Source organism: Morganella morganii H1r (genome assembly GCF_000633515.1).
GTDB lineage: Bacteria > Pseudomonadota > Gammaproteobacteria > Enterobacterales > Enterobacteriaceae > Morganella > Morganella morganii_B.
The window spans coordinates 36439-57486 of record NZ_AYMP01000010.1; the positions used below are offsets into that span (position 1 = coordinate 36439).

Here is a 21048-nt window from a genome sequence, read left to right on the forward strand (position 1 = left end):
GACATCAGGCAAACCGCACACTCCGGTTAAGTGTAAAAATGTGCGGTTTGATTGCTGAAAATTATAGTAAAAGTTATTTCTGTCACTTATCAGTGCTGTTTTTATCCTCTTTGAAGACGAAAACATAACCGATGCAGGCGGTGAGCAGTACACAGACCCCTGCAGCGATAGCCAGCAGGAACCCGGCATCAATGCCGTAAGTATCAATGATCATACCGACACCGGCAGAGCCGAGTGCCACACCGACCGCCAGCCCGGTAATAAGCCAGGTAAAGCCTTCTGTCAGCATATTAGGCGGCGCTTCACGCTCGACAAAACCGATAGCGAGGATCATGGTCGGTGAGAAGAAGAAACCGGCGACAAACATGGTCAGCCCCAGACCGGTCAGGTTAGTGACCAGCAGCAGCGGCAGGGTGGTCAGCAGTGTGGCGGCGGCAGTGAAGACGAACTGTTTTGTATAGCTGAACGGCAGCCGGATAGCACCGAAGATAAACCCGGCGATACAGGAACCGGCGGCATAGACAGACAGAACGTAGCTGGCACCCTCCGGATACCCCTGTGCATTGGCGAAAGCAACAGCCAGCACATCCACCGTCCCGACAATCACCCCGAGTGCGAGCAGCACCACCATCAGCAGCTGAATCGCAGGCAGACGCAGCACGGTGCCTTTTGCCAGCCCGTCACGTTTGTGCACCGGCGGCTCAGTCCGTTTCTGACAAACCACCAGCGCGGTCCCGATGATCAGAAAAATAATTGCCGCCAGCGGACCGGCCTGCGGAAACAGGGCGATACAGAGCGTGACTGACAGCGGCGGCCCGATAATAAAGCTGATTTCATCCAGCACCGACTCAAAAGAGTAGGCGGTCTGTAAACGCGGATCACCTTTATAGATATGTGTCCAGCGGGCACGGATCATGGCGGGCATGCTCGGGATCGCCCCGACAAAAACAGCAGACAGCCAGATTGCCCAGTCAGGGGCATCATACACCGTACATAACAGCAGGGCGGCAGTCGCGGGAACACTGATCACCAGTGTTTTCGGCAGGATCCGGCTCTGTCCGTAGCGATCCACCAGCCGGGCGATCAGCGGGGCGCAGAATGCCGCCGAAAAGGTATAAACAGCCGCAGTTACCCCGGCCATAAAGAAAGAATCACGCAATTGGGCAATCATGGTAATGATCCCAATCCCCATCATGGAGACGGTCATCCGCGCGATAAATCCCGCACCTGAAAAGGCTTTGGTGCCGGGATGCTGAAAGATGACGCGATAAGAGCTGAACATAACAACCTCACAGATATCCGGTATATTACAGACGGATATAATTTTTAACTGCCGGAGATAGCCGGCTGTAATGCAATTAACATACATTGCGTATGTGAATCTATTGACATACGCAATGTATGTCAATAAAAAAGTGCTATAATCCCCCGGCTGAAAAGGTTAACCGCAGGAGTGATAAAATGAGCCACAAGCCACGTGCAGAGATGATAGAAGAAACGCGGACCAAGCTTATCCGTACTGCACGCCAGCAATTTGGTGAGGCCGGGTACGCCGCGACGGTGATGGATGACCTGACGGCTCAGGCGGGTCTCACCCGTGGGGCGCTGTATCATCACTTTGGTGATAAAAAAGGATTATTTCTGGCAGTGTTGCAGGATCTGGATCGCGAACTCGATGCACGCCTGGATGCCGCAGAAAAAGGTGAGGCCGATGAGTGGTCTGCTTTCAAATTCCGCTGCCAGGGCTATCTGGCAATGAGTCTGGAGACGGAAGTCCAGCGGATTATGTTCCGTGATGCGGCCTCGGTACTGGATTTCTCCATTCTCAAATCCCACGAACTGGCCTGTGTGCAGGGGATCACCCGGCGTCTGACACACCTGATGGAAGCAGGACGGATAAAACAGGTGGCACCGGATGTGCTGGCACTGTTTATTAATGGCGGGTTGTATGAATGTGCCATGTGGATTGTACACAGTGATGATCCGCAGGCCACTTATGAAAAAGTCAGCGTTTCTTTTGACCAGCTGCTGGAAAATTTACGGGTATAGGATGCAGTGATAACTTGCTGCTATTTAATCGTCATGTCACTCTTTATCTTTTAAAATCCGCTATTCATGATTTTATTTATTCATCCGCCACTGTTATAAAAAAAGCCCATGAAGCATGGGCAAACAGAGGTAAAAATAATTCAGCACTGCCGTGTGTAATGACGTAATGATTCCATTGCCTGTCTCAGTATCTGCACATTAAAATGTTTCCCAGTTGTCATCGGCATTATCAGCGGGCTTTTTAAGCGCAGGGCGTTGTAACGGCGCCATAATGCTGGTTTGGGTACCGTCCTTCAGTTCTCCGGCCTGTATATGAAATACGGACACCGCCTGAGTCAGTCTGCTTGCCTGCTCTTCAAGTGACGCAGCCGCTGCGGCTGATTGCTCAACTAATGCCGCATTCTGCTGGGTGACTCTGTCCATTTCCGTCACCGCCACACCCACCTGGTCAATCCCGCGGCTCTGTTCATCCGAGGCAGAGGCTATCTCACTCATGATATCGGTGACGCGGGTAACGGCGCTGACAATTTCATCCATTGTTTCACCGGCGCGCTCAACCAGTACAGCCCCGGCACCGACTCTGCCGACTGAATCTTCGATCAGGGTTTTGATTTCCCGGGCGGCCTGCGCACTGCGCTGAGCCAGATTACGCACTTCACCGGCGACAACGGCAAATCCGCGGCCCTGCTCACCGGCACGGGCGGCTTCCACGGCGGCATTCAGTGCCAGGATGTTGGTCTGGAAGGCGATACCGTCAATCACACTGATGATATCGGCGATTTTCTTCGAGCTGTCGCCGATGCCGCGCATGGTATCCACAACATCATCCACCACTTTCCCGCCGCGCTCTGCGGTCTCGGAGGCGGTTAACGCCAGCTGACTGGCCTGACGGGCATTATCGGCATTCTGACGCACAGTGGCGGTCAGCTCTTCCATGCTGGCAGCGGTTTCTTCAAGAGATGCAGCCTGTTGTTCAGTCCGTGAAGAGAGATCGTTATTACCGGCAGCGATCTCACTGGCACCGCTGTAAATCGCATTGGCACCATCACGGACATCACTGACAGTTTTGGAAAGCTCATTCTGCATGTCACGCAATGTTTCAGACAGTTTTTTGATTTCATAACTCCCTGTCACATCAATCGGTCTTATCAGATTACCTTTTGCAATATGCTGAATGCTTTCCAGGAAGTGATTCATAGGTAAAATAAGTAAACGACGAATACCAAACCAGACTAAAATGATAGTAATACAAATACTGACAAGCAGTAATATTGTTATCCATATTGTCAGTGTTTCATTACTTTTACTATTCTGAATAAGGTTGTCATGATAAATAACATCTTCAGCATAATAATTCTCATATAATTTCCCGAATGTATTCTGATAGTCACTGGTAGGTTGGTTATCAAAATCATCTAACTTATTGTTGCGTAAATAATGAATCAGATCAAGCTGGGCACCATGATATTCATTAAAAGCAGCATCCATTTTTCTTTCAAGGTCTTCACCAAATTTTGTCGGCATTGATTTAAATGCTGACCAATCTGATTTTGTTTTTTCTACTTGTTCTTCAGCATAATCAAGTCGTTTGTTTTTCTGTTCGTCATTTTCATATACACCTTTCATTACACCTTTGGATATAATATTAAGTAATGATCTGTTTTCTAAGAATCCAATCCAGACCCGGTCGAGTACATGGGTTTTTTCTGACTGAACGGTCATCGTATTATTTATTTCATTCTGTGAGTTTATAAACCTGAAAAAATAAAATGATGATATAAGCTGCATCAAAAGAAACGCAATCAGGATAAAGAGCATTCCTGTTGATATTTTTACTTTTTCTAACATATTCCACCTTGAATTAGCATTTTAATGATAAAAACCAGTTATAGGATACCATTTATGACAGAAGATCATTAATTCCGATACTTACCGCTGATATTTACGCCTGAAACATTTCTGATTTTTATTGAAAAGAAATGAGAAATTATAAACAATATTATTATGGCAAATTGTATCAAGGTTATGAAATAAACAGTAGGTGGTTTATTTGTGAATAAGAGACTATAATTGACCGCTTTTGTCTGTAAACACATCGGTAAAAGCAATATTCACCTTTAGTATCCGGAATGAAAACAAATTTCTGCAGTAATTTTATATACCGTTAATGTAATAGGTTATCAATGGTATTTGATTTTAATTTCCTAAAACATGACAGCGCTTTTGTATTATAAAATATCGCTATATAACGGAAGAAGGTGGCTGATTATTTTTAAGTGCTATGAATATCAGTGTAAAAAATTTAATTAAAGATAATAATACATATCCTTATGATGCATAACAGACAGAGCCCCTGTAAAGGCGCTCAATTCAGAGCCACCTCTTGCAGAGGTGGCTTTTTACTGACGTTCTCAGAAAACGCAGTAATTATTTACGGACTGCGATTGCTTCGATTTCTAATTTAACGTCTTTTGGCAGACGCGCAACTTCAACACAAGAACGTGCAGGGTATACTGCTTTGTGCTCATCAAAGAAAGCCGCGTATTCTGCGTTTACAGTAGCAAAGTCGTTCAGGTCTTTAACGAAAACAGTTGTTTTCACGATATCCGTAACCTTCAGACCAGCCTGTTCGATGATAGCTTTGATGTTGTTCAGTGACTGACGTGCCTGCGCTTTAACATCGTCGGCAACGGCACCGGTTTTCGGATCAACAGGGATCTGACCTGAAGTCATTACCATGTTACCCAGGTCTACTGCCTGTACGTATGGGCCGATTGCTGCTGGTGCGTTTTCTGTTGCGATTACTTTAGTCATTACGGACTCCTGTAGGATGATTATTGCTGTTAAGCTTTTAAAAACGCCCTCATTATAATCGTCTGATTTTCCCGGACAACTGACCTGGATCTATCTTATTGGTTATTAATGATTGCGTGGTGATCAAATTCTTTCTCACAGTACTTACAGATTAACACAATTTCCTGCGCAATGGACTTAACAGTGAAGCTGCTTTCCACCGGCTCATTGTGACTGATGCAGTTGCTGTTCGGGCAGACAATCACCCCTTCAATCCGCTCCGGCAGGTTAATCGGCAGTTTTTTAACCACCTGATAATCTTCGATAATATTAATTGTGGCTTTCGGGGCATAAAAACCGAGCTGGTTGGCCTGTTCCGGGGTCAGGAAGGTATCTTCCAGTTTAATCAAATCTTTACGCCCCATATTGTTGGACGGCAGGTTCAGCCCGATAGTAATACGGCTGTCCGTCTCGGTCAGGCGGAAAAAGGAGAGCAGTTTAAATCCCACATTTGCCGGAATATGGTCGATAACGGTGCCGCATTTGATGGCTTCAACCAGTAATTTATGATCCTGAGTCATGATGTGCTCCTTAAGCCGGGAAAGTTTCGTTTAACACCAGAGATAACAACGCCTGACGGGCAAAGATCCCGTTTCCTGCCTGCTGGAAGTAGTATGCGTAAGGTGTTTTATCCACATCCGGGGTTATCTCATCGATGCGCGGCAGCGGATGCAGTACTTTCAGGTTCGGCTTCACATTGGCCAGATCAGCCGCACGCAGCACAAACTGGGCTTTGACATTGGCATATTCCGACGGATCGAGGCGCTCTTTCTGCACGCGGGTCATATACAGCACATCCAGCTGCGGAAGTACCTCATCAATAGAATGATGTTCGCTGTACGCCACGCCGTTTTCATCCAGCATATGCAGGATGTGATTCGGCATTGCCAGTGCCTGCGGGGCAATAAAATGCAGGTGATTGCCGCGGAATTTTGACAGCGCCTGTGACAGTGAATGTACCGTGCGCCCGTATTTAAGATCACCGACCATGGCGATATGCAGGTTTTCAAGACGCTCCTGGGTTTCCTGAATGGTAAACAGGTCGAGCAGCGTTTGTGTCGGATGCTGATTCGCGCCGTCACCGGCGTTGATTACCGGCACCTTACCGGAGAACTCAGACACCAGCCGTGCCGCCCCTTCCTGCGGGTGGCGCATTACGATGGCATCCGCGTACTGACTGATCACGCTCATGGTGTCTGCCAGGGTTTCGCCTTTTTTGCCCAGCGAGGTGTTGCTGCTGTCTGAAAAGCCGACAACAGACGCGCCAAGACGCTGAATGGCGGTTTCAAAGGAAAGCCGCGTACGGGTTGAGGCCTCGAAGAAGCAGCTGGCGATCACCTTATGCTTCAGTAATTCAGGCTGAGGGCGTTGTTTCAGCGCCGCGGCAGTGTTTAATACCAGTTCCAGCTCATCACGACTGAGATCGTTAATCGAGATGATATCGCGCAGGTATAACGGATTTGCCATTGGGGTCTCCTCATGTGTTCGGCCAGGCAAAAAAAAACCCCTCAATTGAGGGGTTCTGAAATAAATACGGGGGAATGGAAAACATTGCCGCACTGCGGCTGTCCGTGATATGTCACATTGTCCGGCACCGGCTGTACGGTGCTGATAATCACAATGACCATTGTTTCCTCCCGACAAAATTGCGGGGCATTATACGCAATCGGCAACCCGGCGCAAGCGTTTGGCATCACTTTTTCGGATGAAATTTATGCAACGCTGCCGGTGAATCTAAAATTGTATGTTTTTTGAAAGAGATGCAACCATCACCGCTTTGATGGAATGCAGCCGGTTTTCTGCCTGGTCAAACACCACGCTGTGTTTTGATTCAAACACCTCATTGGTGACCTCAATCCCGCTGGTAAAACCATACTCTTGCGCGAGGGATTGCCCCATGGTGGTTTCCGTATCGTGGAACGCCGGCAGGCAGTGCATAAAGATAACATCAGGATTGCCCGTTTTATCCACCACATCCCGGTTCACCTGATACGGTGTCAGCAGTTTAATCCGCTCTGCCCAGACCTCTTTCGCCTCACCCATGGAGACCCACACATCGGTGTACAGCACATCCGCATCTTTCACGCCCTCTGCCACATCGGCGGTCAGGGTGATTTTACCGCCGGTGAGTTCAGCGGCTTTGCGGCACTGCGTGATAAGGGTTTCTGACGGCTGACACCTTGCCGGTGCCACCAGGCGGACATCCATCCCGGTTACGGCGGCCATTTCAGCGATGGTATTGCCCATGTTATTGCGGGCATCGCCTAAATATGCAAATTTCACGTCGGACAGCGGTTTTTTCACATGCTCCTGAATGGTCAGTAAATCCGCAATCAGCTGTGTCGGATGAAACTCATCGGTCAGCCCGTTCCAGACCGGAACACCGGCATATTGCGCCAGCGCTTCGGCAGATTTCTGGGAATAGCCGCGAAACTGAATGCCGTCATACATCCGGCCCAGCACTCTGGCGGTGTCTTTGATCGATTCTTTATGGCCTATCTGACTGCCGGATGACCCCAGGTATGTCACCTGTGCACCCTGATCGTAAGCACCTACCTCGAAGGCACAGCGGGTCCGGGTGGAGTCTTTTTCAAAAATCAGCGCAATATTTTTGCCTTTCATCAGCGGCTGTTCCGAGCCGGTTTTTTTGGCATGTTTCAGATAAGCAGAAAGATTGAGCAGTTCTTCAATATCGGCAGGTTTATAGTCGAGCAACCGCAAAAATGACTGTTGATAAAATGGGTTCATAGTTGTTTCTCCGGTGAATTTATATTCAACATAAATCAATAAAAATTCAATTGCAACACCGGCGGGAAATTCTTTTTTATTATGGGTGGCTCAATTGGCGCGGCTGTGGGAGAATGCGCGGGTATCACTTATCAGAGGACATGGCCATGTCAGAATTAGATGCATTTTTAGAAGAGCAGCGCGAAGAAACCCGTGCGATTATTGCAGAACTGCTGGAAGACGGCAGCGACCCTGATGCGCAATACACCATTGAACACCATTTTTCGAGTGAGAATTACGATAAGCTGGAAAAAGCAGCAGTTGAAGCGTTCAAACTGGGTTATGAAGTGACGGACGCCGAGGAGCTGGAAGTGGAAGGCGGCCAGGTGGTGTTATGCTGCGATATCATCAGTGAATGCGGGCTGACGGCGGAACATATCGATGCTCAGGTCGAGCAGCTGGCGCGTCTGGCAGAAAAAATGGATGTGGATTACGACGGCTGGGGCACCTATTTTGAAGACCCGGATGCCGAAGATGAAGATGACGACGACGATGCTGATGAGGCGCCGTTACACTGATCATCTGCCATGACTGAAAAACCTGCCGCGGCAGGTTTTTTTTGTGTCTGCCGGTCAGGCGGTGACTGAAAAAACAGACTTCAGCGGGGCAGTGCGTTCACGCCGTGAGTCGGCCTGATTATCACGTACCATCGGTCGCAGCGGCGCACAGCCTAAAAATTCAATATCCTGAATATTGATATCATCTTCCGCCTCTTTCATCGCCTCAATGGTCTGATAAAGTACCGGGCCTTGTTGTGTTCTGAGCTGCGGGCTCCTGCTCTCTCCCTGCCATCCTTTCTGTTGTATCTCTGTCTGTTCATCGTCCTGTATGCGGCAGACCGGGCGTTCTGCCGGTGCTTTCAGCGTTACGGCGGTACATAACAGGTCATTCATTCCGTGAATCGTGCTGATCATCCTGATCTCCTGTCTGTCAGTTATAAAACGTGATATTCATCACATATGCAGTGACTGTAAGAGAAACAGCGGAGAGAAACTATCAGAAAAGCGCCGGGAATTTTCAAAAGACTTTCAGCATCCGGACTTCACAGTCGCTGTGGCCGGTGTCGCCCAGCGGGGCATCAAGGAAGATAAACCCGAGTTTTTCATACAGCTTAATCGCAGCCTGAAGATCGGCAGTGGTTTCCAGATAACACTGGTGGTAGCCTTCCGCTTCGGCAAATTCGAGCGCCTGAAGGGCGATTTTTTTCGCCAGACCTTTGCCGCGCAGTCGGGAAGAGATATACATTTTCTGTAATTCCGCCGTTTTCCCGTCACCACCGGCAAGGCCGGAAACTCCGCCTCCGCCGAGGATCTCTCCATCTATTTCAATGACCCAGTAGGCGGCACGCGGCTGGCTGTAAACCTCGTATAACGTGTCCAGAATCGGGTCAGCGACCGCAAAGCCTTTGTCTGCGGTCAGGCCGTGTTCGGCAGAGACTTCACGGATAACCTGTGCGATGCCGGGGTTATCTTCCGGACGGATCAGACGGAGGGTGTGGTTTTCTGTTGTGCTGCTTGTCATGGATATCATTATCTCATTATTTTTATTGTGAAAAGTAAAGCCGGGGGATAAACCTGAGGGGCGATTACTGTGAATATCGTATGAAACGATAAATATGATAATAAATAATTATCACGCAAAGTAAACAGGTGACTGCGGAACGGGGAGGAATACCGGCCACGTCTGGTGACCGGTATCAGGTATAAATACTTTTTACGTCTGTGTCAGCGGATCTGCTGATTGATCCATTCAATATCTTTTTTCGTAAACCGGATATTTGTTTCTTTACTGGTATCAGTATCGCTGAGTATTTTCTTTTTAATTAACCGGCTGACAGGAACAATAATATCAAAGTGATCACCATTTTTTATATGATAAATATACAACGGAATACGATTCTGCTTTGCGTCTCTTTGCATATCGGCAAATTCCTGCCACATATAGTCACCGCCTTCAAAGTAGAAGGTCGGGCGTTTGATGGATTTAATATAGCGATATACCGACCGCACATTAAATTCTTCTTCGTTATTTGTGTCGAATGGAATAGCAACAGACATACTGTGTGCAGTACGCAGCTTCAGATCCGGAATACCACCTAATGAAAAAACGGCTCTGAATTTATCGCTGTATTCACTGGCGAGTAATGCTTTTGTACCGCCTGTGCTGTGACCGGCAATATAAATACGATCCGGATCGACATAAGGGAGCGTTGTTAAATACTGCCTCGCTGATTCAATATCTTCTATTTCACCGAAGAACATCTCATAACGACCCGGATTGGTATTTTCACCGCGAAAACTCGGGATCATCAGTACTATCTCCGGATCACGAAACGTTGCGGCAGTCTGGTCATTATTAACCGGCTTCGGCTGCCAGAAATAGTCATCACCACCAATGCCGCCATAGCCGCCGTTAAGCCATATTACCGCAGGCAGCCGGGTATTTTCTTTTACCGGTGGCGGTGTTAAATAAGCGAACATATTCCCTGCTTTTGCAGGGTAAGTGATAAGATTGAATATATCGGAAGGTGCCTGCCAGGGAGCATCGGTATTATCAAAACTTTGTTCGGTAATGTTTGTTTTAAACCGCTGATGTGCTTCAGCCAGGGTTTCATCCCGCAGTTCAAATGAAGAGGCAAATAACGGTGAGACTGCCAGAAAGCCGGTAAATAAAAACAGGAAAACTGAAAGGGTATACGATCGTAATGACGTCAGCACGAAATAGTCCTTTTTAAATGTCCATGTAATAAGATGTTATATCATCGTGTTATTCACTGAAAATAATGCCGGTCACCTGAGGTGACCGGCATGAACCCGTTAACGGGATTGTTTTTGCTGTTCAGTGACGATTACAGTGCAGCGATCGTCGCTTTCTGAGCAATCAGCTTTTCTTTCGCTTCACGGTTTGCCGCAAGACGCTCACGCTCTTTGGTCACGACTGCTTCCGGCGCACGGCTGACAAAGCCGTCATTCGCCAGTTTGCCTTCGATAGCCGCGATCTCTTTTTCCGTTTTTTCCAGCTCTTTATCCAGACGCGCCAGTTCGTCGTCTTTATTGATAAGATCGGCCATCGGGATCAGGATTTCCGCGCCTTCCACCAGCTTGGTCACGCAAACCGGTGCGGTTTCACCTTCGGCCATCACACGGACGGATTCCAGACGCGCCATGGCTTTCAGGAAGTTGCTGTTTTCCGCAACACGACGCTGTGCATCAGCACTTGCCCCGCGCAGCATCACTTCCAGCGGCTTGCTTGGTGCGATATTCATTTCAGCACGAATATTACGTACCGCAACGATTGTCTCTTTGATCCACTCCAGGTCACGCAGTGCCTGTTCGTCGTTCAGAGAAGCATCGTATTCCGGGAACGGCTGCAGCATGATGGTATCGCCTTCCGCGCCGGTGACAACTTTCACGCGCTGCCAGATAGTTTCCGTGATAAACGGAATAATCGGGTGGGCGAGACGCAGCAGGGATTCCAGCACGGTGATCAGGGTATGACGCGCCGCACGTTTCTGAGCATCGGTCCCTTTATGAACGGCCGGTTTGGACAGCTCAAGATACCAGTCACAGAACTGGTTCCAGGTGAATTCATACAGAATATTGGATGCAATATCAAAGCGGTAAGTATCCAGCGCTTCGCGGTATGCTTTCACGGTATTGTTGTATTCCGCGAGTATCCAGCGGTCGGCCAGGGAGAATTCCATCTCACCGCCGCTCTGACCGCAGTCTTTCTCTTCGGTATTCATCAGCACGAAACGGCTGGCGTTCCACAGCTTGTTACAGAAGTTACGGTAACCGGACAGACGTTTCATATCCCAGTTGATATCACGGCCGGTAGAGGCCAGTGCCGCCAGGGTAAAGCGCAGGGCATCGGTACCGTGGGCTTCAATCCCTTCCGGGAACTGTTTTTCAGTCCGCCTGGCGATTTTTTCCGCCATCTGCGGCTGCATCATATTACCGGTGCGTTTTTCCAGCAGTTCAGGCAGGGAGATACCGTCGATCATATCCAGCGGGTCAATCACGTTCCCTTTGGATTTCGACATCTTCTGACCTTCCTCATCACGGATCAGGCCCGTCATGTAGATGGTTTTGAACGGGATCTGCGATTTGCCGTTTTCATCTTTGATGAAGTGCATGGTCATCATGATCATGCGGGCGATCCAGAAGAAAATGATGTCGAAGCCGCTGACCAGTACACTGGTCGGGTGGAATGCTTTCAGTTCTGGGGTGTTTTCCGGCCAGCCCAGGGTGGAGAATGTCCACAGACCGGAGGAGAACCAGGTATCCAGCACGTCTTCATCCTGGCGCAGTTCAACCATCGCCGGGATATTGTTTTCGCGGCGGACTTCGTCTTCGTCGCGGCCGACATACACGTTGCCCTGATTGTCATACCAGGCCGGGATACGGTGACCCCACCACAGCTGACGGGAGATACACCAGTCCTGAATATCACGCATCCAGGAGAAGTACATGTTTTCGTACTGCTTCGGCACGAACTGAATATCGCCGTCTTCCACCGCTTTGATGGCTTCTTTCGCCAGCGGGGCAGTGCGCACATACCACTGGTCGGTCAGCATCGGTTCGATAACCACGCCGCCGCGGTCGCCGTAAGGTACGGTCAGGTCGTGCGGTTTGATCTCTTCCAGCAGGCCGAGCTCTCCGAACTCTTTAACGATCGCTTTACGGGCGGCGAAACGCTCCATGCCACGGTAAGCGGCCGGGATTTCACTGCTGCAGGCGTCAGTCACTTCGCCGTTGGTATCAAACACTTCCGCTTCAGTGCGGATGTTGCCGTCGAAGTCCATGATGTTAATCATGGTCAGCTGGTGGCGTTTACCGACTTCATAGTCGTTGAAGTCATGTGCCGGGGTGATTTTCACACAACCGGTGCCTTTTTCCATATCCGCGTGTTCATCACCGAGGATCGGAATGCGGCGGTTGACGATCGGCAGAATGATTTCTTTGCCGATCAGATCTTTGTAACGAGGATCTTCCGGGTTAACGGCCACGCCGGTATCACCGAGCATGGTTTCCGGACGTGTGGTGGCGACCACCAGGTAATCTTTACCGTCTGCGGTTTTCGCGCCATCCGCCAGCGGATAACGGATATGCCACATAAAGCCTTTGACATCACGGTTTTCCACTTCCAGGTCAGAAATTGCGGTGTGCAGTTTCGGATCCCAGTTCACCAGACGTTTACCACGGTAAATCAGGTTATCTTTATACAGGCGGACAAACGCCTCTTTGACGGCAGCTGACAGGCCGTCGTCCATGGTGAAGCGCTCACGCTCCCAGTCCACGGAGTTACCCAGACGGCGCATCTGGTTGGAGATATTACCGCCGGATTCCGCTTTCCATTCCCAGATTTTATCGATAAAGCCTTCGCGGCCGTAATCGTGACGGGTTTTGCCTTCTTCTGCGGCGATCTTGCGCTCAACAACCATCTGTGTCGCGATACCGGCATGGTCAGTCCCTGATTGCCACAGGGTGTTTTTACCCTGCATGCGCTGGTAGCGGATCATGGTATCCATAATGGTCTGCTGGAAAGCATGGCCCATATGCAGGTTACCGGTGACGTTCGGCGGCGGGATCACGATACAGAAGCTTTCTTTGTCTGTTCTGCCGTTCGGTTTGAAATAGCCGCTTTTTTCCCAGTGGGTATAAAGAGGACCTTCGATTTCCGCCGGATTATAGGTTTTATCCAGGGATGGCTCGCAGGCCTGTTGGTTGTCGGTTGTCTTTTCCATTTTTAATCTTTGTTTATCAGTAAGCTGGCGGCGTGGCCATGGTCATCGTAAAGCCGACGCTGCGATAGATTTTATATCGCTCGCGCGCCAACTGTTTTAAGTGTTCATCGATAGGCACAAAGTCTATCACTTCACGGAAGGTTGTCGCAAAATCTGTGAACTGCGGCAGCAGGGCTATCAGCAAATCACGCGGGGAATTTCCGCGTTTCTGCGGCCAGCACAGTTCAACCGGAGCGCCGTAACGCGGGCCTTCTCCGGCCAGATTATGCGGAACAAAGGCATCGGGCTCCCGCGCCCAGAGGGCTTCATCCAGTTTCTCCGCCTGCTGTTGTGACTCACAGGCGATAAGCACCCGTTTCCCGCTGCGCCAGGCTTCACCCGCCAGATGACAGGTCAGCCACTCGTGGGCCTCAAGGTCATCAAAAGGGGATGGCTGTTCCATCAGGTAGAAGGTGGCGTTTTTCATAATATCTCTGATAGCAGAAAAGGGGATTGCTCAGGATAGCACAATCCCCCGTTACCTTTATGCTTTTTCCGGGCCGCAAGGGCCCGGCAATTCCGGTCAGTCGTCGGTGCTGATACCCGCACGATTTAACAGGAATTGTGACAGCAGTGCAACCGGACGGCCTGTCGCACCTTTGTTTTTTCCGGAGCGCCATGCGGTGCCGGCGATATCCAGATGCGCCCAGTTATAACGGGTGGCAAAACGGGACAGGAAGCAGCCCGCAGTGATAGCGCCGCCGAGGCGGCCGCCGGTGTTTGCCAGATCCGCAAAATTAGACTCGATCTGTTCGTAGAACTCTTCTGCCAGCGGCAGACGCCATGCGCGGTCACCCGCCTGTTCAGAGGCATTCAGTAACTCGTGCGCCAGCGGATTGTGGTTTGCCATCAGGCCGCTGAAGTGGTTACCGAGTGCGACCATGCAGGCCCCGGTCAGTGTGGCGATATCAATCACGGTTTCCGGATCAAAACGCTCGGCGTAGGTCAGGGTGTCACACAGTACCAGGCGGCCTTCCGCATCGGTATTGAGCACTTCCACCGTCTGGCCGGACATGGTGGTGAGAATATCCCCCGGGCGATAGGCATTACCGCCCGGCATGTTTTCACAGCCCGCGAGAATCCCGATCACATTGAGCGGCAGACCCAGCTCCGCGACCACGCGCATCACGCCGTAGACGGTTGCCGCGCCGCACATGTCGTATTTCATCTCATCCATGCTGTCAGCCGGTTTGATGGAAATACCGCCGGAGTCAAAGGTCAGGCCTTTGCCGACTAACACAATCGGACGCGCTTCCGGATCCGGATTGCCTTTATATTCAATCACCGACATCAGGGATTCATTGCGTGACCCCTGGCCGACCGCCAGATAGGCCAGCATCCCCAGCTCTTTCATCTGCTCTTCGCCGATCACCCGGGTACTGAGCACCGGAGAGTTGCTGTCTGCCAGCTGACGCGCCTGAGATGCCAGATAAGCGGCATTACAGATATTCGGCGGCATATTGGCCAGATCTTTCGCGGCTTTGATACCGGCGGCAATCGCCAGACCGTGGCTGATTGCTTTCTCACCGGTCGGCAGTTCGCGGCGGGTCGGTACATTGAAGACCAGCTTGCGCAGCGGACGGCGTAATTCGGTTTTGTTACTTTTCAGCTGATCAAAGACATAGAGAGATTCTTTGGCTGTTTCAACCGCCTGCCGGACTTTCCAGTAGTTATTGCGGCCTTTGACATGTAACTCGGTCAGAAAACAGACGGCTTCCATGGACCCGGTTTCATTCAGGGTATTGATGGTCGTCCGGATAATCTGTTTGTACTGGCGTTCATCCAGTTCACGTTCTTTCCCGCAGCCGATTAACAGGATACGCTCGGACAGGACATTCGGGACATGGTGCAGAAGCAGTGACTGCCCGACCTTGCCCTCCAGCTCGCCGCGGCGCAGCAGAGCACTGATGTAGCCGTCGCTGATTTTATCGAGCTGCTCCACGACAGGAGACAGACGACGCGGTTCGAAAACCCCGACCACAATACAAGCACTGCGCTGCTTTTCCGGGCTGCCGCTTTTTACACTAAACTCCATGCGCTCTCCTGAATCTTAAAGACAAAGACATCTGCTGCCGCTAAAATGTAGCGTTCGCACTAATCTGCACCATCGATTATAAACAGTTTATGATAAGCTGTGTGCGCACTTTATGAGTCCTGAATCTCATGAAAATTCCGTTTCTTTCCTGACAGGAAGGAAAAAATGTAGTCTGATACCGGAATCATCCTCAGGCCGGCAAAATAATGCACACAAATAGTCAACACAGAACGAAGTTAGCTATTTTCATGCAAAAACACAAGTTTTCACAGGCGTATTAAGCGTGATCATTATTAGATATCTGGTAAGAGAAACATTAAAAGCACAGATTGCGATTCTGTTTATCCTGTTGCTTATCTTCTTTTGTCAAAAACTGGTTGAAGTCCTGGGTGCCGCCGTTGAAGGCAGCATCCCGGCCGGACTCGTCGTGTCGCTGCTGGGGCTGGGTATCCCGGAGATGGCGCAGCTTATTCTGCCGCTGAGCCTCTTCCTCGGGCTGCTGATGACCTACAGTAAACTCTATACTGAAAGCGAAATCACCGTGATGCATGCCTGTGGTCTGGGTAATAATGTACTGGTGAAAGCCGCCATGATCCTGGCGTTCTTTACCGCCGTTGTGGCCGCTGTCAACGTGGTCTGGCTGATCCCGTGGTCATCCCAGTATCAGGAAAAGGTCCTGGAGGAAGTCAAAGCCAACCCGGGTGTGACAGCCATGGTCGGCGGGCAGTTTAAAGTCTCTGATGACGGCAGTATGGTGCTCTATCTCGGGGATGTGGACGGTAACCGCTTCAGTAATGTCTTTGTTGCCCAGATTTGGGCGAAAAACGAACAGCGCCCGTCCATTGTGGTGGCGGACAGCGGACATATGACCGAAAAAGAGAACGGTAATCAGGTGGTGGTGCTGGATAAAGGCACCCGCTATGAAGGCACCGCGTATCTGCGCGATTTCCGGATCACGGATTTTACCGATTATCAGGCGATTGTTGATCACCGTGATGCAAAAACCGGTGACAGTAACTACCAGCAGATGACCTTGTCTGAGTTGTGGAAAGAGACAGACAAAGCCGCCCGCGCGGAGTTCCACTGGCGTCTGACCCTGATTTTCTCCGTGGTGGTGATGGCGCTGATGGTGGTGCCGCTCTCCGAGGTGAACCCGCGCCAGGGCCGGGTGCTGAGTATGCTGCCGGCAATGCTGCTGTATCTGATTTTCTTCCTGCTGCAAAGCTCGCTGCGTTCCAGCGGCGAGAAGGGCAGGCTGGATCCGATGGTCTGGCCGTGGGTGGTTAATCTCAGTTATCTGGCTCTCGCGGTGGTGCTGAATCTGTGGAATACCACAGCCGTCCGCCGTCTGCGCTTTGGCTCTGCCCGTGTTCAGGGGGTTGCCTGATGTTTAAAGTACTTGTTCTTGACCGCTACATCGGGCGGACGATTCTGCAATCCATTATGATGACCCTGTTTATGCTGGTGTCATTATCCGGGATTATCAAATTTGTCGATCAGCTGCGCAGAGTCGGCCAGGGGGAATACTCCACCTGGGATGCCGGGCTGTATACCATCATGAGTATCCCCAAGGATATTCAGATTTTCTTCCCGATGGCTGCACTGCTCGGGGCACTGATGGGACTGGGCGCGCTGGCGACCCGCAGTGAGCTGGTGGTGATGCAGGCTTCCGGCTACAGTCGTCTCCAGGTGGCGGGTTCGGTGATGAAAACCGCTATCCCGCTGGTGATCCTGACCATGATTGTCGGTGAATGGCTGGCGCCGTCCGGTGAACAGTGGGCACGTAACTACCGCGCACAGAAAACAAACGGTGCTTCGCTGCTGGCGACCAACCGCGGGATGTGGGCCAAAGACGGCAGTGACTTTATTTATATTCAGCGCGTTGACAGTGAGACGCAGCTGAAAGGCATCACACTGTACCGGATGAACGGCGACCATAAACTGAAATCCATCCTCAGTGCGGCGGCGGCGGATTACAATTCGGATTCCGGTACCTGGACACTGAGCCAGGTGCAGGAATCGGTGCTGAAAGATATCTATGTGATTACCGGTGAGCAGAAGCTGTCAATGACCTGGCAGACGCAGATGACACCGGAAAAACTGAGTGTGGCGGCACTGGATCCGGAAGCATTGTCGATAAGCGGCCTGTATCAGTATGTTGATTACTTACAGCAGAGCGGACAGGATGCGGGGCGTTATCAGCTGAACCTGTGGAAAAAGGTGTTCGCACCACTTTCCGTGGCCGTGATGATGCTGATGGCACTGTCGTTTATCTTCGGGCCGCTGCGCTCCGTACCGATGGGTGTGCGGGTGGTGACGGGGATTGCCTGCGGATTCGTGTTCTACGTTTCCAATGAAATTTTCGGCTCCCTCAGTCTCACCTACAAGTTCCCGCCATTTCTGGGTGCACTGCTGCCGAGCCTGCTGTTCCTGGCGATCAGTTTGTATATGCTGATCAAACGTAAGTAAGCGGCAGTCGCGGATATCCGTATACAGAGCCGGTCAGTGTATGCTGACCGGCTCTGTCATATCAGCGGCCGGTAACCTGCTCCCAGCTGAGATTAAAGCGGGCCAGATACTTCCGCAGCCGGTCAGCATCATTGGGCTGTTTTTTCTGCTGACGGGAAACGGCAAACAGTGTGCGCCCGGCATCAGAAAGTGTCTGTGAACGGCGGCAGACGGCAATTACCGTTTCCAGCTGCTGACGATCAAATAAATCGATCTCTCCCACTCCGGCAGGCAGCGTCACCGCTGTTTCCGTGCTGTGCCACTGGCTTTTCAGCCGTCCGGTTTCTTCCTGCACCAGTGCTGTGGTGATCCGCCCGTTCTCCGCAAAGGTTGCCATCCGTGTGACAGAGGCACTCAGTTCACGAAAATTACCGCGCCACAAAGCCTGTGATGAGCAGGCAAAGGCCAGATAGTGCTGTCTGGCATCAGTATCAAAGCGGACACGGGTTTGCTGATCACGTCTGTATTTCGCCAGCTCATAATCCACGTTCGGCTCAATATCCTCGCGCCGCTGTGCCAGCCCCGGCAGGGCAAAGGTCCACATATTGATGCGGGCGTATAAATCTTCCCGGAACAGCCCTTCGCTGACCCGCTGTGCCAGATTGCGGTGTGTACCGGCGATCAGGGAAAAATCACTTTCTGTTTCATGATCCGAACCGTAAGGAAAAAAGCGTTTTTCCTCAATGGCTTTCAGCAGCATTGCCTGTTCGTCGGCACCCAGTTCGGCAATCTCATCCAGAAACAGGATCCCGCCATCGGCCTCTTTCAGCAGCCCGCCGCGCGCCTGAACCGCCCCGGTAAATGCCCCTTTAACATGGCCGAACAGGGCGGACATAGCATTATCGCCGCGCAGTGTGGCACAGTTGACCTCCACAAAACGCCCTTTTACCTGATGGCGGCTGCGGCGCAGTTCATAAATCCGCCGTGCCAGGAATGATTTTCCGGCACCGGTCGGCCCGGTCAGCAAAACAGGGGCGGAGGAGCGCAGAGCAACACGCTCGATTTTATCGATCATGGTATTAAATCCGGCATTGCGTGTGGCAATGCCGGACTTCAGAAACGCGACCTGAGCCTGCTGCTCTTTCTGAAAGCGCCCGGTGATCCGGGTATAGCGGCTGAGATCGAGGTCAATAATGGTATACACCCCGGCAGGATCTTTATCCCGCGCGTCATGGCGCGGTGCAGTCTGGATAAGACGCGCGGGCAGATAGCTGGCTTCGGTCAGCAGGAACCAGCAAATCTGCACCACATGGGTGCCGGTGGTGATGTGCACCAGATACTCTTCATTTTCAGTATCAAACGGGTAGTGAGTGGCAAAATCCAGCAATGCGGTATACACCTGCTCAAAATCCCACGGGTCGGCAATACCCACCTCACGCAGCATCACTTCTGTCTGCGGGGACGCCTGCTCTATATCCTCTTTTACCCGGCCTGCGGTCTGCATATCACCCGGCTGATAAACCAGCTCAAAGCGGTCAACATGCAGATCCGGCTGCTGACACAGCCCGATACTCGGCCGCCATTTATGCCAGCGGTTGGCTTTCTTGCCGCGCCGGTCGAGCACGGTGCCGAGAACACCAATTACAACGTTTTTCTTTGCGGATGACATAATTTATCTTTCCGGATAAAAGGCGATATTAAAAGATAAAAACAGCATACGGGATTTCAGGGCAGGATGTTATCTCAAAAAGAAGTAAAATAAATTACATGCTAAATATCAATAAGATAAATAATTATTTTTTGATTAAACAAAACTGGCACACTTATCGCAATACTACCGGTACCAAACGAAAGGAATGTAACAATGATAAATCGTGATTTTAATGAATTGATTCAGGAAAACAGTGCGCCGGTAAAATTGTGGACTAACGGTGTGCCGGTGGATCCGAAAGCAGTGCTGCAATTGCAGAATACGGCAAAAATGCCCTTTATTTTTAAACATCTGGCGGTAATGCCGGATGTGCATGTCGGAAAAGGTTCGACTATCGGCAGTGTTATCCCGACCAAAGGCGCGATTATCCCGGCCGCTGTCGGGGTGGATATCGGCTGCGGAATGATCGCGGTGAAAACCTCGCTGACCGCGTCTGATCTGCCGGACAGCCTGCAAAATATCCGCTTTGCCATTGAAGCCGCGGTACCGCACGGACGTACTACTGAACGTCACGGACGGGATAAGGGAACCTGGAAAAATGTCCCGGATATCGTTGATAACCACTGGATGCAGCTGGATGAGCAGTTCCGCCGTATCTGCGATAAGTACCCGAAACTGCGTAATACCAACAACTACAAACATCTGGGAACGCTGGGAACCGGGAACCACTTTATCGAACTGTGCCTGGATGAGGCAGATTTCGTCTGGGTGATGCTGCACAGCGGGTCACGCGGTGTCGGTAATGCCATTGGTAACCTGTTTATCTCGCTGGCACAAAAAGATATGCAGACACATATTGCCAACCTGCCGGATCGTGACCTGGCGTATTTCGAAGAAGGAAGTGTGCATTTTAATGATTACATGGAAGCGGTCGGCTGGGCGCAGGATTTTGCCCGTCATAACCGTGAAGTGATGATGTACCGCGTGCTGGAAGCGCTGTCCCGCGAGATCACCAAACCGTTCACCACACAGCAGGAAGCCGTGAACTGCCACCATAACTATGTGCAGAAAGAACAGCATTTCGGTGAGGAAGTACTGGTAACACGAAAAGGGGCGGTATCGGCACAAAAAGGCCAGATGGGGATCATTCCGGGCTCGATGGGCGCGAAAAGTTACATTGTGCGCGGACGCGGAAACGAAGAAAGCTTCTGCTCATGCAGCCACGGCGCAGGTCGTGTGATGAGCCGTACCGAAGCGAAAAAACGCTTCTCGGTGGCAGACCAGCAGCGCGCCACCGCCCATGTGGAATGCCGTAAGGACAGCGATGTGATCGACGAGATCCCGATGGCGTACAAAGATATCGATGCGGTGATGACCGCACAGTCATCGCTGGTGGAAATTGTGCATACACTGCGTCAGGTAGTGTGTGTGAAGGGGTAG

At 50.9% G+C, this 21048-nt stretch carries 18 protein-coding genes; 5 read left to right on the top strand and 13 right to left on the bottom strand.

The genetic code is table 11. The annotated features are described in order from the left end of the window. Positions 1 to 82: 82 nt before the first annotated feature. Positions 83 to 1282 (bottom strand): MFS transporter, encoded by a 1200-nt coding sequence (locus U868_RS0105375; protein WP_025152393.1) that lies wholly within the window; start codon positions 1280 to 1282, stop codon positions 83 to 85. A gap of 179 nt (positions 1283 to 1461) precedes the next feature. Here U868_RS0105375 and U868_RS0105380 point away from each other — a divergent pair, with 179 nt between their 5' ends. Next, the gene (locus U868_RS0105380; protein ID WP_025152394.1) at positions 1462 to 2049 is read left to right on the top strand and encodes a TetR/AcrR family transcriptional regulator; all 588 of its coding nucleotides are present in this window, start codon (positions 1462 to 1464) and stop codon (positions 2047 to 2049) included. A gap of 198 nt (positions 2050 to 2247) precedes the next feature. Here the strand turns inward: U868_RS0105380 and U868_RS0105385 are convergent, their stop codons facing one another. From U868_RS0105385 to argF, 5 genes are all read right to left on the bottom strand, one after another. Beyond that, positions 2248 to 3897 carry a methyl-accepting chemotaxis protein gene (locus U868_RS0105385; protein ID WP_025152395.1) on the bottom strand — a complete coding sequence of 550 codons (1650 nt, stop codon included), beginning with the start codon at positions 3895 to 3897 and terminating at the stop codon, positions 2248 to 2250. A 579-nt stretch (positions 3898 to 4476) separates the two neighbouring features. Next, on the bottom strand, positions 4477 to 4863 hold the full coding sequence (ridA, locus tag U868_RS0105390) for a 2-iminobutanoate/2-iminopropanoate deaminase (protein WP_004234600.1): 387 nt from the start codon (positions 4861 to 4863) through the stop codon (positions 4477 to 4479). Between the two features lie 95 nt (positions 4864 to 4958). After that, entirely contained in the window at positions 4959 to 5423 is a 465-nt protein-coding gene (gene pyrI, locus U868_RS0105395) for an aspartate carbamoyltransferase regulatory subunit (protein WP_025152396.1), read from the bottom strand. Positions 5424 to 5433: 10 nt separating this feature from the next. Further along, entirely contained in the window at positions 5434 to 6369 is a 936-nt protein-coding gene (gene pyrB, locus U868_RS0105400) for an aspartate carbamoyltransferase (RefSeq protein WP_025152397.1), read from the bottom strand. Between the two features lie 267 nt (positions 6370 to 6636). Then, positions 6637 to 7650, bottom strand: a complete 1014-nt coding sequence (gene argF / locus U868_RS0105410; protein WP_025152398.1) for an ornithine carbamoyltransferase — start codon at positions 7648 to 7650, stop codon at positions 6637 to 6639. Between the two features lie 140 nt (positions 7651 to 7790). Between argF and rraB the strand changes: the two genes are divergently transcribed. Further along, positions 7791 to 8207 carry a ribonuclease E inhibitor RraB gene (rraB, locus tag U868_RS0105415; protein ID WP_024474281.1) on the top strand — a complete coding sequence of 139 codons (417 nt, stop codon included), beginning with the start codon at positions 7791 to 7793 and terminating at the stop codon, positions 8205 to 8207. Between the two features lie 54 nt (positions 8208 to 8261). Here rraB and U868_RS0105420 read toward each other — a convergent pair whose 3' ends face one another. The 6 genes from U868_RS0105420 to pepA all read right to left on the bottom strand — a co-directional run bounded on the left by U868_RS0105420 (position 8262) and on the right by pepA (position 15509). Beyond that, entirely contained in the window at positions 8262 to 8603 is a 342-nt protein-coding gene (locus U868_RS0105420; protein ID WP_025152399.1) for a hypothetical protein, read from the bottom strand. A 103-nt stretch (positions 8604 to 8706) separates the two neighbouring features. Next, on the bottom strand, positions 8707 to 9210 hold the full coding sequence (locus U868_RS0105425) for a GNAT family N-acetyltransferase (RefSeq protein ID WP_025152400.1): 504 nt from the start codon (positions 9208 to 9210) through the stop codon (positions 8707 to 8709). Between the two features lie 203 nt (positions 9211 to 9413). Beyond that, a complete protein-coding gene (locus U868_RS0105430; protein ID WP_025152401.1) occupies positions 9414 to 10406 on the bottom strand; it encodes an alpha/beta hydrolase family protein in 993 nt (330 codons plus the stop codon). Between the two features lie 131 nt (positions 10407 to 10537). After that, positions 10538 to 13393 carry a valine--tRNA ligase gene (locus U868_RS0105435; RefSeq protein WP_025152402.1) on the bottom strand — a complete coding sequence of 952 codons (2856 nt, stop codon included), beginning with the start codon at positions 13391 to 13393 and terminating at the stop codon, positions 10538 to 10540. 58 nt (positions 13394 to 13451) lie between these two features. Then, positions 13452 to 13901 (bottom strand): DNA polymerase III subunit chi, encoded by a 450-nt coding sequence (locus U868_RS0105440; RefSeq protein WP_004234612.1) that lies wholly within the window; start codon positions 13899 to 13901, stop codon positions 13452 to 13454. Positions 13902 to 13997: 96 nt separating this feature from the next. Then, positions 13998 to 15509: a leucyl aminopeptidase gene (pepA, locus tag U868_RS0105445; protein WP_004234614.1), complete on the bottom strand. Its 1512-nt coding sequence runs from the start codon at positions 15507 to 15509 to the stop codon at positions 13998 to 14000. A 283-nt stretch (positions 15510 to 15792) separates the two neighbouring features. On the opposite strand from pepA, the gene lptF reads away from it, so the two are divergent. Continuing rightward, positions 15793 to 16896 (top strand): LPS export ABC transporter permease LptF, encoded by a 1104-nt coding sequence (lptF, locus tag U868_RS0105450; protein WP_025152403.1) that lies wholly within the window; start codon positions 15793 to 15795, stop codon positions 16894 to 16896. Further along, entirely contained in the window at positions 16896 to 17978 is a 1083-nt protein-coding gene (gene lptG / locus U868_RS0105455) for an LPS export ABC transporter permease LptG (RefSeq protein ID WP_025152404.1), read from the top strand. The genes lptF and lptG overlap by 1 nt, the downstream gene beginning before the upstream one ends. 61 nt (positions 17979 to 18039) lie before the next feature. On the opposite strand, the gene rtcR is transcribed toward lptG, so the two are convergent. Then, on the bottom strand, positions 18040 to 19626 hold the full coding sequence (gene rtcR / locus U868_RS0105460) for an RNA repair transcriptional activator RtcR (protein WP_025152405.1): 1587 nt from the start codon (positions 19624 to 19626) through the stop codon (positions 18040 to 18042). A 195-nt stretch (positions 19627 to 19821) separates the two neighbouring features. Here rtcR and U868_RS0105465 point away from each other — a divergent pair, with 195 nt between their 5' ends. Then, a complete protein-coding gene (locus U868_RS0105465) occupies positions 19822 to 21048 on the top strand; it encodes an RtcB family protein (RefSeq protein ID WP_025152406.1) in 1227 nt (408 codons plus the stop codon).